The sequence below is a fragment of the Aeromonas rivipollensis genome, assembly GCF_037811135.1.
In the GTDB taxonomy this organism is placed as follows: domain Bacteria; phylum Pseudomonadota; class Gammaproteobacteria; order Enterobacterales; family Aeromonadaceae; genus Aeromonas; species Aeromonas rivipollensis.
In genome coordinates this window covers 209,007-222,114 of record NZ_CP149130.1, presented here as the reverse complement: position 1 = coordinate 222,114, position 13,108 = coordinate 209,007, and the positions used below count along the sequence as shown (strand labels likewise).

The 13,108-nt window shown below is 60.8% G+C and carries 9 protein-coding genes; 2 read left to right on the top strand and 7 right to left on the bottom strand.

Annotated features, from left to right (window positions below):
* Positions 1-178 precede the first annotated feature (178 nt).
* A complete protein-coding gene (locus tag WIR04_RS00995; RefSeq protein WP_307765659.1) occupies positions 179-391 on the bottom strand; it encodes a hypothetical protein in 213 nt (70 codons plus the stop codon).
* Between the two features lie 191 nt (positions 392-582).
* On the opposite strand from WIR04_RS00995, the gene WIR04_RS00990 reads away from it, so the two are divergent.
* Complete coding sequence (locus WIR04_RS00990; RefSeq protein WP_307765660.1) at positions 583-759, top strand: hypothetical protein; 177 nt, start codon at positions 583-585, stop codon at positions 757-759.
* Positions 760-1,555: 796 nt separating this feature from the next.
* Here the strand turns inward: WIR04_RS00990 and WIR04_RS00985 are convergent.
* The 6 genes from WIR04_RS00985 to WIR04_RS00960 form a co-directional block, all read right to left on the bottom strand.
* Positions 1,556-3,289 carry a methyl-accepting chemotaxis protein gene (locus tag WIR04_RS00985; protein ID WP_338889833.1) on the bottom strand — a complete coding sequence of 578 codons (1,734 nt, stop codon included), beginning with the start codon at positions 3,287-3,289 and terminating at the stop codon, positions 1,556-1,558.
* A gap of 57 nt (positions 3,290-3,346) precedes the next feature.
* Positions 3,347-4,357: a galactose/methyl galactoside ABC transporter permease MglC gene (gene mglC / locus WIR04_RS00980; protein WP_025328670.1), complete on the bottom strand. Its 1,011-nt coding sequence runs from the start codon at positions 4,355-4,357 to the stop codon at positions 3,347-3,349.
* A gap of 15 nt (positions 4,358-4,372) precedes the next feature.
* On the bottom strand, positions 4,373-5,893 hold the full coding sequence (mglA, locus tag WIR04_RS00975) for a galactose/methyl galactoside ABC transporter ATP-binding protein MglA (RefSeq protein WP_025328671.1): 1,521 nt from the start codon (positions 5,891-5,893) through the stop codon (positions 4,373-4,375).
* Positions 5,894-5,946: 53 nt separating this feature from the next.
* On the bottom strand, positions 5,947-6,933 hold the full coding sequence (gene mglB, locus WIR04_RS00970; protein ID WP_338889831.1) for a galactose/glucose ABC transporter substrate-binding protein MglB: 987 nt from the start codon (positions 6,931-6,933) through the stop codon (positions 5,947-5,949).
* A 221-nt stretch (positions 6,934-7,154) separates the two neighbouring features.
* The gene (locus tag WIR04_RS00965; protein WP_338889829.1) at positions 7,155-10,220 is read right to left on the bottom strand and encodes a beta-galactosidase; all 3,066 of its coding nucleotides are present in this window, start codon (positions 10,218-10,220) and stop codon (positions 7,155-7,157) included.
* Between the two features lie 622 nt (positions 10,221-10,842).
* Positions 10,843-11,847: a substrate-binding domain-containing protein gene (locus WIR04_RS00960; protein ID WP_338889827.1), complete on the bottom strand. Its 1,005-nt coding sequence runs from the start codon at positions 11,845-11,847 to the stop codon at positions 10,843-10,845.
* A gap of 215 nt (positions 11,848-12,062) precedes the next feature.
* Here WIR04_RS00960 and galE point away from each other — a divergent pair, with 215 nt between their 5' ends.
* Positions 12,063-13,076, top strand: a complete 1,014-nt coding sequence (galE, locus tag WIR04_RS00955) for a UDP-glucose 4-epimerase GalE (RefSeq protein WP_338889826.1) — start codon at positions 12,063-12,065, stop codon at positions 13,074-13,076.
* Positions 13,077-13,108: the final 32 nt, after the last annotated feature.

The window sequence follows — 13,108 nt, the reverse complement described above, 5'->3', positions numbered from 1 at the left end:
AGACATTGATCACATTCACTCCAGACTGAATAAAATCAGGAGTTAATTTATGATGGAGTTTACATAAATGACATTTACTCATTAACGACTGCCGCATAACAACGCAATAAAGGAAGTATTTATTTCACCAGGATACCGTTTTCATTCATGTAAGATATCTACAAATGGATATGATCAATTAAAAATAATCAATAAAATCATAAGCATGCCTGGTTTTTATTTTTTGTTTGAATTTTGTACGTTCATCCATGCATTTTTCCTCACAAATACCCAGACCACTCACCACATAAATAGTCATCTTCATCCCTTCGCCTGAATAATCCATCTCTTGTCCCAGATCATGGCATGGGCGCCAACCCGCACGGGCAGCTCTCCGTATCAGGGTGCTCATCGCATCTCCTTTATATGGATATGCATTCTGAACGCATCCTGGCGATGCTTTTCTCACCAATCCCATTGCGTCCCGGTTTTAAAGTTTTTTCATTAGTTGAATTTATTGCGCCGCCTTGCGCCACTCCCTGGTTCGCCTTAACTCAGAAAGTGATCAAGGTCACGCTGTTTTCTATCACCAAGGAGATAACCATGAAGATCAAATCGCTGTTTCTGCTGGTCGCCCTGGTTCTGCCCATGACCCCGACCCTGGTTCAGGCCCAGGGCGCCCCCGCCATGCCACTGGTGGTGTGCCATGTTGACCAGGCCCCCCAGATGCTGGTGCCCGCCTACCTGTGCCAATGGTATGGTGGTCAACAGCACCATTGATACTGCCCCAGGGGGAGGGCTCCTCCTCCTGGGTTGTCAGTTCCCCACACCGGCATACCCCTTCCTCCGATAGCCAGCTTCTTTTTGCCGTTTCCGGCCAGCCACCCCATGCAACCCTCTGTGCTCACCCCTTCCTGGCACGGGTGTCGCTGACCCTGGATGCTGACGGCCCCGGCTTGGCAATCTGCGATCGACTCTGACCCTGACGACTTTTCTGAACCTCAGTTAAACGAGCTGTGAGACATTCGCCATAGTCTGCGTAAGCAAAGCGCCTCAAAAATTCTCGCCATAGTCGGAAGATAGGAGCAAAAAAACCGCACACAAGAATCACAAGCTAATGATTTACAACGAAATTACATCATTATCATTTCTTGAGAAACGAGTTTCGAAAAAACGTTTTTCAAGGTGCCGTTGTCGTCCCCCGGGAAATCCTTATAGTTACTCCTGCACGGACGCAATGAAGTCGGTCAGGAAGACTGGCTGCCAGGGTTGGGCAAATGGACTCACCACAGGATGTGGTAAAGGACACCTCCCAGGACGGAGAAAGTGCGACGGGAACGGATGACTCGTCAGGCCATGATGGCTAAAGGACACCCCAAAGGATTGGGAAGGGGAAACCTAAAGGAAGAGGTATAGTCAGGGATTGCAGGGAGCAACTTCGTTCAAGGATATGAGCGATAAGACTATCGGGGGCGACGCAAGTCGCCCCCATCTTTTTGGGAATTTTTCATGCTTTTCCGGTGAGCTGCCACCCCGGCGCCAACGGCCAGGGTACCCATGAACAGTGCAACCGACCTCACTCCAGCCGGAAGTGCCCCACTATCTCCCGCAACCTGTCATAGGTGTGCTGCATCGAGGTTGAACTCTCCACCGTCCGCTCACCATTGCCCTTGAGCTGGGTGATCACCTCGGCGATGGCGCTCATGTTGCGATTGATCTCTTCGGCTACCGCACTCTGCTGCTCCGCCGCCGTGGCGATATGACTGATGAGATCGTTGATCTCCACCACCTCCCCTGCCATCAGATCCAGCGACGCATTCACCTTGCTGGTGTTCTCTGCCGCATCCTGACAGCTCTGCCGGGTGTTGCCCATGGCGGCGACCACCGTCTGGGTCCCCCGCTGCAACCGGGTCAGCATGGTCTGGATCTCGGCCGTGCTCTTCTGGGTACGGCCCGCCAGGGATCGCACCTCATCTGCCACCACGGCAAAGCCGCGCCCCTGCTCGCCTGCCCGGGCGGCCTCGATGGCGGCGTTGAGGGCCAGCAGGTTGGTCTGCTCGGCGATACCGCCGATGACCCCGAGGATGGAGCCTATCTGCTGCACATCCTGCTGCATGGCGGCGATGGAGTGGGCCGTGGTCTCCACCTCCGTCACCAGGGCGGTGACGCTGGCCATGGCTTGATCCACCACCCGGCGCGACTGGTTGGCCAGTTGCTGGCTCTGGCCGGTCAGCTGGGCCGTGCTGGCGGCGCTCTCCGATACCGAGACGGCGGTACGGCTCATCTCGTTGATGGCGGTGACCACCTGTTCGGTCTCCCGCACATGCTCGGCCAGCAGCCCCTGGGCCGAGCCCGTCTGCCTGGCCAGACCCGATATTCCTTCGTTGAGCTGGCCGCTGGCTTCCCGTACCTCTCCCATCATCTCCTGCAGCCGCTCGATGAAGCGGTTGATGCCGGCCGAGATCTGGCCGAGATCATCCGTACTGGTCACCGTAAGACGGCGGGTCAGATCGCCGCTGCCCCGGGACAGCTCCTGCACCAGATCACGTAGGGAGAGGATGGGGCGGTAGGCCAGGTTGAGGGCCACCATGGAGATCACCAGCACCAGGGCCGCGACCCCGAGCAGGGCCAGGGTAATCTTGCCGTTGAGCGCCTGGGTCATGGCCTGGATGTAATCGAGGTCCACATAACCGGTCAGGGTCCACTGGCTGCCACGGATATCCAGCTGGTTGGGGCGAGACTCGCTCTCCCCCTGTGGTTTGCTGCTGTAGAGCACCTGGCCCTGACTGTCCGCCAGGGAGAAGTAACGCCCCTCCCCGCTCACCTTGGCCAGCAGCTCCTTGAACTCGCTCATGTCGAGGTAATAGAGGTAGGCGGAATCGGCACCACGGGGCACCAGAATGGAGATGACCGGCTTGCCGTCCAGCTGCTCCAGCGAGCTGACGGTGATCTGGTTGTTGGCGGCGGGGATCAGCTTGCGCAGAGCCTCAACCCTGGCCTTGTCGTCGATGACCCCGTTCACGTCGAAGGCCATGTCGCCGATCAGCTTGACGATGTTGTGAAAGCCGGTCTCCTGCAGCGCCTTCTTGACGCTGGTCACCCCGAGGTTGAGGTTCGCCGCCAGCAGCACCTTCTGGTTGATGTCACCGGCCAGCTTCTCCTTGACCAGGGTGATCTGCTCGTTGATGTTCTGGGTGGCCTGGGTGCGGATGTAGCCGCTGATGAAGTGATTGACGCTGAACCAGGCGGTACCGATGGTGACCAGGATGGCGAGCAGCAGCAGAACGTTGATCTTGACTTTGAATGGCATGGATTGGGTCCCTCCAAAGAGAAAGGGCCGGGATGACCCGGCCCCCCCTGCCAATGCTTACTTCTTCTTGGCGTACTTCATGGAGTCCAGGGCTACCGCCAGGATGATGATGCCGCCCTTGATGATGAACTGCCAGTAGGGGCTGACACCGATGTAGGTCAAACCATAGTTGATCAGGGTGAAGATAAGTACGCCGGTGATCACACCCGCGACAGTTCCCACACCGCCGGCAAACGAAACACCACCCACCACGCAGGCCGCGATGGCATCGAGTTCATACATGAAGCCGAGGTTGTTGGTGGCGCTGCCGATCCGGCCCGCTTCCAGCATGCCGCCGAAGGCGTAGAAGACACCGGCCAGGGCATAGATCATCACCAGGTTGACGGCGACGTTGACGCCGGAGACCTTGGCGGCTTCCGGGTTGCCGCCGATGGCGAAGATGTTCTTGCCGAAGCGGGTCTTGTTCCACAGCACCCAGACGAAGACGCTGGCGATGGCCGCATAGAAGGTGAGATACGAAAGCTTGAATCCCCCTATCCGGATAAAGCCCTGCGCGAAGCTGGAGAAGCGGGGGTCGAAGCCGGCCACCGGTGAAGCACCTACCGAGTCAAAGTAGAGGGAGTTGATGCCGTAGACGATGATCATGGTGCCCAGGGTGGTGATGAAGGGCGTCACGTTCAGGTAGGCAACGATCAGGCCGTTGACCAGACCGATCAGGGCTCCCACCGCACACACCAGCAGGATCACCGCCGGAATGGGCACTTCACCCAGGCTGGGGAACACCTTGTTGACGTTGGTCAGCGCCTGCAGCATGGTGGCCGCGATCAGCGCCGCCAGACCGACCTGACGACCGGCCGAGAGATCCGTTCCCTGGGTGATGATGATGCCCGCCACCCCGAGGGCTATGATGACCCGCACCGAGGACTGGGTCAGGATGTTGCTGAGGTTGGTGAGGCTGAGGAAGGAGGGCTCCTGGATCACTATGATCATGAGCAACACCAGCAGCACCAAGTAGATGGCGTTCTCTTTGAGCGCCTGCATCAGATTGAAATTTTTAGCCGACTCCATAATGTCTTCCTGTCTTTATAGGTACAGAGATGCCAGGCGCAGGATCTCGCTCTGGTCAGTTTCTTTGGTGTTGACGATCCCCGCGACCCGGCCATTGCTCATGACCATGATGCGATCCGTGATCCCCAGCAGTTCCGGCATTTCGGACGAGATGATGATGATGCCCTTATCCTTCTTCGCCAGCTCCAGGATGAGCTGATAGATCTCGAACTTGGCGCCCACGTCTATGCCGCGGGTCGGTTCATCCAGCATCAGGATCTCAGGCTGGGTCAGCAGCCAGCGACCGATGATGACCTTCTGCTGGTTGCCCCCGGAGAGGGAGCCAATCTGTGTCTGCTGGGTCGGTGTCTTGACCCGCATGGAGTCGATGACCCACTGGGTATCGCTCTTCATCTTGTTGTCGCTGAGCAGCCCCATGGATCCCTTGTAGCTGTCCATGTTGGCGATCAGGGAGTTGAAGGCGATGTCGAGACGGGAGTAGATACCGGTGGAGCGGCGCTCCTCCGTCACCAGCGCGAAGCCGTTCTGGATCGCCTCATGGGCGTTGCGATTGGCGACCTCCTTGCCGTGCAGCTTGATGACACCGTCGCTGTGATCGCGGATGCCGAACAGGGTCTCGACTATGTCGGTGCGCTTTGCCCCCACCAGACCGGCGATGCCGAGGATCTCCCCCTTGTGCAGGTTGAAGCTCACGTCCTTGATGGAAGGCTGGTTCTTGGCCGTCAGGTGCTCGACTTCGAGGATCACCTCTTTCGGCTGGTTGGTTTTCTCCGGGAAGCGCTGGGTCAACTCACGACCGACCATCATGCCGATGATCTGATCCATGGTCATACCCTCGAGCGGCTGGGTCGCCACCCACTGGCCATCCCGCAATATGGTGATCTCGTCACAGAGCTGGAAGATCTCTTCCATCTTGTGGGAGATGTAGACGATGCCGCACCCCTTGTCCTTCAACTTGTTGATGATCTTGAAGAGGTGGTTGACCTCTTTCTCGGTCAGGGAGGAGGTGGGTTCGTCCATGATGACGATCTTGGCGTCATAGGAGAATGCCTTGGCGATCTCGATCATCTGCATCTGGGAAACGGAGAGGGTGCCGACCTTGACCCGCGGGTCTATGTCGATGTCCAGCTCGTCGAAGATGCGCTTGGTGTCGTCATACATCTTGCCGTGGTCGATGAACCAGCCCTTGGTGGGGTAGCGACCGAGCCACATGTTGTCCATCACGGTGCGTTGCAATACCAAGTTCAGCTCCTGGTGCACCATGGATACGCCATTTTCCAGCGCCTCTTTGGACGAGGTGAAGTTGACCTCCTGTCCCTTGAAGAAGATCTTGCCCTGATCCTTCTCGTAGATGCCGAACAGGCACTTGAGCAGCGTGGACTTCCCTGCGCCATTCTCGCCCATCAACGCATGCACAGAATGAGGACGGACCCGTAAATTGACATTATCGAGTGCCTTGACGCCAGGAAAGCTCTTACTGACGTCAATCATCTCCAACAGCCATTCTGATTGTTGCCGTGTTGTCATATCAGCCATCACATCTGGTTGAAAAAAGGGCAAGGGGATCTCCCTTGCCCTGAGGGGAGGAATTACTCGAATTGGGACAGGTTGTCTTTGTCTACGCCCACGTAGGCAACGCGCACGACCTTGTTGTCGATCTTCCAGTTGGTGCCTTCACCGGCCGGCTTGCCTTCGGCCAGGTTCTTGGTCAGCTCGAAGGTGGCCTTGGCCTGGTTGGCCGCATCGTTCAGCACTGTACCCGCCATGGCACCGCTCTTGACCATGGCCAGGGCTTCCGGCAAGGCATCGACGCCGAACACCGGGATGGCGGTCTTGCCCTGGGCTTTCAGAGATTCAACAGCGCCCATTGCCATGCCGTCGTTGTTGGCGATGACCACTTCGATCTTGTTGGCGTTGGGGCCGGAGATCCAGGCGTCCATCTTGTCTTTCGCCATGGCGGTATCCCACATACCGGTATCCATGTGCAGCTGCTCGGTCTTGAGGCCGCCGTCATTCAGGGTCTTGACGACGTAGGTGGTGCGGGCTTCCGCATCCGGGTGGCCAGGCTCGCCCTTCAGCAGCACGAACTGGATGACGCCATCCTTGTTCAGATCCCACTCAGGGTGTGCCTTCCAGTGCTTGGCGATCAGCTGGCCCTGGATGATGCCTGACTCCTTGGAGTCGGTACCCACGTAGTAGGCCTTGTCATAGCTGGCCAGATCGGCCGCGCTCGGTTCCTTGTTGTAGAACACCACGGGGATCTCGTCGGCACGGGCCTTCTCGATCACGACAGGGGCCGCCGCCGGGTCAACCAGGTTGATGGCCAGCGCCTTCACGCCCTTGGCCAGCAGCACGTCGATCTGGTCGTTCTGCTTGGACTGGTCATTCTGGGAGTCATTCATCAGCAGCTCCACACCGGGATTGGCTGCCGCTTCCTTCTCGATGGCCTTGCGCACTACCGCCATGAAGTTGTCGTCATACTTGTAGACGGTGACACCGATACGGGTATCGGCCTGGGCTTGGGCTCCCGCCATCAGTCCCATCAGCAAGGTGGCAACTGTCGTGAGTTTTTTCATTGTTATGCTCCGATCTCTAATATCTGTTTTTGTAGGGAATGCTGTACACCGTTTGAACTGGCGCCAGCCTAATGTAATCAGTTTGTTGTATGGCGGTCTGTGATCATGGCAACAAAATGAAAACGTTTACACTCTGTTACATAGAAGCAATATTGTTAAAAATTAAATAGTTATGAAAGTTGAGGCCTCTTTCGAAGCCTCGCCATGAAAGACTAGCCCATCTAGCGCAAAATGCAGTGCCAGCTGTAACTTCCAGGCAACAACCAGAATTCGGGCCGCACGCTCTGGCTCCAGGAGTCATCGCCCCCTACACCCATGTGGAAACCATCCAGGCAGAGGTGCAATCCCCCCAGGGCCACCAGATCGGTCTGGTGGCGGGCCTGGGCGAGCTGCTGCTGGCTGTAGCGGCTGACGCTGAAGTGGAACTGGCCCTCGACTGCAATCTCACCAAGCTGCAGCTGACGGGTATCGCAGCGCAACCCGTTGTCGGTCGGGAACACATAGGGGGTGTGCAGGGCAGCGATCGGCAGTTGCCAGCGATGGAGGTCGGCGGCGAGCAGGCGATCCGGGTAGTTCTCGTGGGGACCGCGCCCCAGCCAGCTCACCTCCTCGACCTCGTCGGCCAGCCAGAGTCGGGCACCGATGCGGGGCAGCGACGGCATGTCGGCGGCAACCTCCACCTCGATACGCAACGCCATGGCGCCGTCGGCATCGAAGCTGTGATGCCAGCGGGTCAGCAGCTTGAGCGACTCCCCGACGAAGTAACCATGGGATACGACCAGCGCCCCCCTATCGGGGTTCGCCTCCAGGCCGAGGCAGCGGTGCTGCAGCTCATTGAGCCCGGCCTCCTGCCAGCGGGCAATCCAGGCGTTGGGATCCGCATGATCCGCCTCGCTGGTGCCGATGTCGTTGTCGAGCGGCGCCCGGTAGAAGTGATCGGCGATGGCCTCCCGCAGCCGCTCGCGGCCCTGTTTCTGCCAGCTGACGATGCGGCCGCTGGCCTTGTCCAGCCGCCACTCGCTGCCTGCGGCACACACCAGCCAGTGGTCAGGCTGCTCGCGCAATGGGGCGGGCGCCCGGGTAACAGGCATGGTCAGAGGGATCGGCAGCAGGCATTGCTGGCGCGCCACCTCGTGATCCGCCCCGGCCCAGGCCGTGGCGGCGGGCTGCACTATGGCCAGGTCCAGCCAGGCCAGAGTGCCTGCGGTGAAGCTCGGCAGCCGCTCCAGCAGGGTCAGCGTCACGCTGGCCTGGGGCGCCAGTTCGAGCGGGCATTCACCCTGGCTCAGCACCACACCGTCCTCCAGCAGTTGCCAGCGCAACACTTCGTTGTCCGTGGGACGGAACAGGTATTCGCTGCGGATCTCGACCCGGAGCGGCTGCCGGCTTTGCAGGGTCAGCACGAAGGGCTGCTGGGCCCGCTTCGCCTCGAACAGGGCGGGATGCGGCGCCCTGTCCGGGAACAGCAGGCCGTTGCAGCAGAACTGGCGATCGTTGGGAAGATCGCCGAAGTCACCGCCGTAGGCCCAGAAATGGCGGCCATCGTCGGTCTGCTTGTCGATCCCCTGATCCACCCAATCCCAGACGAAGCCGCCCTGCAGGCGGGGATGATCGCGAAATGCCTGCCAGTAGAGGGCGTAGCCCCCCAGGCTGTTGCCCATGGCGTGGGCGTACTCGCAGAGGATCAGCGGTCGGATCTCTCCTGGCAGGCCTATCCACTTGGCCAGCGCCCACTTGGGCACCGCCGGGAAGGGTTGATCCTGGTGGGTGCGGGCATACATGGGGCAGATGATGTCGGTGGCCGGGGTATCAGCCCCGCCCCCTTCGTACTGGACCGGGCGGCTAGGATCGGCCCGTTTGACCCACTGGTACATGGCATCGTGGGCCGGGCCATAGCCGGATTCGTTGCCCAGGGACCAGATGATGATGCTGGGGTGGTTGAAGTCTCGCGCCACCATGCGGGTGACCCGCTCCAGGAAGGCGTTGCTCCAGGCGGGATCCTGCGCCAGCCGACCCATGGGGGTCATGCCGTGGGTCTCCAGGTTCGCCTCGTCCACCACGTAGAGGCCGAGCCGATCACACAGTCGGTAGAACTCGGGATGGTTGGGGTAGTGGGAGCAGCGCACAGCGTTGAAGTTGTGCCGCTTCATCAACCGCAGATCCTGCTCCATGGCGGCAGGGGTCACCACATGGCCCAGGGCGGGATGGTGTTCATGGCGATTGGCGCCGCGGATCAGCAGGGGCTGGCCATTGACCCTCAGCAGGCCGCCCCTGATCTCCACCGCCCGAAAACCCACATCATGGGCCTCGCTCTCGATGGGCTCACCCTGCTCATCCAGCAGGGTCAGGGTCAGTCGATAGAGGTGCGGCGTCTCGGCGCTCCACTTGTGGGGCGCCGCTACCTCCAGCCACAGCTCGGCCCTGTCTGGGTAGGCGCCCTTCTCGTCGATGGCGCCTGTACCGAGCGGCTGGCGCCGAGCGGCGATCAGCGTCTCGCCGAAATAGAGCCTGGCCTCCACCGCCAGCCCGGCGCCCTCATTGACCTGCAGCGCCACCTTGAGGCGGGCGTCCCGGTAACAGGCATCCAGCACAGGGGTCAGCCGCACGTCCAGCAGCCGGCGCTCGGGTTTGTGCAGCAGGCTGACAGAGCGGAAGATGCCGCTCATGCGCCACATGTCCTGATCCTCCAGATAGGAGCCATCGGACCAGCGCAGCACCAGCACGGCCAGCCGATTCGGACCGGCCTGCAGGAAGTCGCCGAGATCGAATTCGGCGGGCAGCCTGCTGTCCTGGGAGTAACCGACCCAGCGGCCGTTGCAGAACAGATGGAAGGCGCTGTCCACCCCATCGAAAATGATGCGGGTCTGGCCGCTGACCAACCAGTCGGCGGGCAGTTCAATCTCGCGGGAATAGCAGCCGGTGGGGTTCTCGGCCGGCACCCGGGGCGGATCGCAGGGGAAGGGGTACTTGATGTTGGTGTAGATGGGTACATCTGTCGCAGGCCGCAACCCTGGGTAGCTCGCATCCAGCTGCCAGTTGCCGGGTACCCGGATGGCCGTCGCGCCGGGCAGGTCTCCGCTCAGCCACTCCTCTGGTACCTGTTCGGGGGCACCAAAGAAGGAGAAACGCCAGTCGCCATCGAGCAGCATGCGGGAGGGCGAAGGGAGTCCGGCACGGGCCTCGGCCTCGCTGCGCCAGCTGAACAAGGGGGTATGGGCAGGCAGACGATTCACCGAGGTAATCGCCTGGGTCTGCCAGTCCTGACGGGCCACTATCTCCCTGAGCATTCTTCTCTCTCCCTGCATGAGCACTGAAAACCATTGCAGTGTAGGGAAGTTTTGACCGGCGATCGGCGATCTCGCTCACACAGATGTAAACGATTACACTCATTTTGTTAAGTAAAACGGAGTAAAAATCGGATAAATAGGGGTAAAGGGTCACCCCACCGGGGCGTCGGCAGCCAGTCGGGCCGAATGGCGCGCCGCAGGCCAGAGACAGCACAGGAAGGTGCCCGGCCCCTGATGGTTCAGAGACGCTGATAATGGCGCAGAGACGAGGTTAGGTGGTGGCGACCGCCGCCGCGACAGCGCATTGGCGTGTTTATGGTGGGGCAACAGCCCGGACCCAGCGATGGAAGCGAAAAGGAGGTGTCAACCCCACCCCCCCCGCCAACGCAGGTACGGGCGCAGGGGACGGCACCGTCAAGGGCGAGCAGTCTCAAGACCCCGCCGGTGTGGCCGGGGACCTTGCTCCGGACCGCTGTGGCGCAGCCCCGTCGCAGGCGCGATGGGCGGGAAGGATCAGGGCCTGAGGGGGGCGAGCAGTCTCAAGGCCCGGCCGGTGTGGCCGGGGAGGTTGCTCCAAACCCCTGTGGCGCAGCCCCGTCGCAGGCGCGATGGGCGGGAAGGATCAGGGCCTGACGGGGGCGACCGAGTGGCGGTTGATCAGGGTCGGGGTGTAGATGCGGCTCTGCACCGACTCGCTCTCCCCCGCGGCGAGCTGCAACGCCAACTTGGCGGCCTGGGCCGCCATCAGCTCGATGGGATAGCGCATGGTGGAGAGTTTGGGCCGCAAGTATCGGGCATAGATGATGTCATCGAAGCCCACCACCGAGACCTCCTCCGGCACCTTGAGGCCGTTGTCCGCCAGTACCGAGATGGCCCCTGCCGCCATGGCATCGTTGTAGGCCACCACCGCCGTGATGGGCAGCCCCTTGGCCAGCAGGTTGAGCATGGCGCGCTCCCCGCCCTCTTCATTGGGCATGCCGCTCTCCACCAGCTCGGGATCGGCGCTCAACCCCGCCTCGGCCAGGGCATCCTGATAACCCTGGTGGCGCAGCAGGGCATCCTCGATGGCGTGATCCGAACTGAGGAAGGCGATGTGGCGATGCCCCAGCTCCAGCAGATGGCGGGTCGCGGTCGCGGCCCCCTGACGGTTGTTGAGGGCGATGCAGCGCCCCCGCAGGCTCGGGATGTCGCGGTTGATCAGCACCATGCCGGGGGCCCGCAGGGCATAGTCGATCAACTCCTCATCGCTCAGCGCCTTGCTGTGCACCACCAGCGCCTCGCAACGCTTGCCGATCAGCAGCTCTATGGCTTCCCGCTCCTGCTGGGCGCGGTGAAAACCATTACCCATCAGCAGGTGCAACCCCTGTTCCACCGCCACTGCGGCGACCCCCTTCACCAGGGCACCGAAGAAGGGATCGGCCACGTCCCCCACCACCACGCCCATGGTGTCGCAGGTCTGGCTGACCAGGGCCCGGGCGTTGGCGTTGGGGGTGTAGCCCAGTTCGGCCATGGCCTTCAGCACCACCTCGCGGGAGGCGGCGCTGGCCTTGGGTGAATTGTTCATCACCCGTGAAACCGTTGCCACCGATACATTGGCCAAACGGGCGACATCCTTGATGGTGCTCATGCTGTTTTCACTTATTTCACGGTTCGGTATGCCGCATTATACCGGGCAATGTCCCTGATAACAGGGGAAAAAATCACCCACCGGCATTCATGGTGACAAAAGGAAGTGTAATCGTTTACACAAAAATGTGTACCGGCTCACAGTTTACCTTCCAACCCCTCGGCTAGACTCCTTCTCAGACTTTCCTGTGTGAGGATCCAAGGGTGGAGAAGAGGATGAAAGTACTGGTCACCGGCGGTTGCGGCTATATCGGCAGCCACACCTGTCTGGCCTTGCAGGCCGCAGCCATGGAGCCCGTGGTGGTGGACAACCTGTGCAACAGCAAGGCCGGCGTGCTGGCACGCATCGCCGCCATCAGCGGGCAGGTGCCCGCGTTCTACCAGGGGGACATCCGCGACCCGGCCCTGCTGGATCGCATCTTCGCCGAGCAGGAGATAGGGGCCGTGATCCACTTTGCCGCCCTGAAAGCGGTCGGCGAGTCGACCCGGATCCCCCTCGACTACTACGACAACAACCTCGGCGGCACTCTGGTGCTGCTGCAGGCCATGAAACGCGCCGGGGTCCACAACCTGGTGTTCAGCTCCTCGGCCACCGTCTACGGCGATCCCGCAAGCGTGCCCATCCGGGAAGACTTCCCCCGCAGCGCCACCAACCCTTACGGCCGATCCAAGCTGATCATCGAGGAGATCCTCGAGGATCTGCAGGCCGCAGAGCCCCACTGGAGCATGACCCTGCTGCGCTACTTCAACCCGGTCGGTGCCCATGAGTCCGGCACCTTGGGAGAGGATCCCCAGGGCATCCCGAACAACCTAATGCCCTTTTTGACCCAGGTCGCCATCGGCCGCCGTGACTGCCTCTCCGTCTTTGGAAACGATTACAAAACCCCGGATGGCACAGGGGTGCGCGACTATATCCATGTAATGGATCTCGCCGAGGGCCACGTCAAGGCGCTGCAGCATTGCACTCACAAGGGCGGCGTCCATGCCTACAACCTGGGCACCGGCCAGGGCCAGAGCGTGCTGCAGATGGTGGCGGCGTTCGAGGCGGCCAGCAGTCGCCCCCTGCCCTATCGCATCGAGCCAAGGCGCCCCGGCGACATCGCCGAGTGCTGGGCAGACCCTGCCAAGGCCGAACGGGAGCTGGGCTGGCACGCCAGCCGGGATCTCGCGGCCATGTGCGCCGACAGCTGGCGCTGGCAGTCCACCAACCCGAACGGTTACGAGGAGTAGGCCCTGGCCTCTCCATGACGATTCTCTCAACT

Coding starts and splice junctions, on each gene's coding strand:
- WIR04_RS00990 (WP_307765660.1), top strand. CDS start 583: ATGAAGATCAAATCGCTGTTTCTGCTGGTCGCCCTGGTTCTGCCCATG.
- WIR04_RS00985 (WP_338889833.1), bottom strand. CDS start 3,289: ATGCCATTCAAAGTCAAGATCAACGTTCTGCTGCTGCTCGCCATCCTG.
- WIR04_RS00965 (WP_338889829.1), bottom strand. CDS start 10,220: ATGCTCAGGGAGATAGTGGCCCGTCAGGACTGGCAGACCCAGGCGATT.
- WIR04_RS00960 (WP_338889827.1), bottom strand. CDS start 11,847: ATGAGCACCATCAAGGATGTCGCCCGTTTGGCCAATGTATCGGTGGCA.
- mglB (WP_338889831.1), bottom strand. CDS start 6,933: ATGAAAAAACTCACGACAGTTGCCACCTTGCTGATGGGACTGATGGCG.
- galE (WP_338889826.1), top strand. CDS start 12,063: ATGAAAGTACTGGTCACCGGCGGTTGCGGCTATATCGGCAGCCACACC.
- WIR04_RS00995 (WP_307765659.1), bottom strand. CDS start 391: ATGAGCACCCTGATACGGAGAGCTGCCCGTGCGGGTTGGCGCCCATGC.
- mglC (WP_025328670.1), bottom strand. CDS start 4,357: ATGGAGTCGGCTAAAAATTTCAATCTGATGCAGGCGCTCAAAGAGAAC.
- mglA (WP_025328671.1), bottom strand. CDS start 5,893: ATGGCTGATATGACAACACGGCAACAATCAGAATGGCTGTTGGAGATG.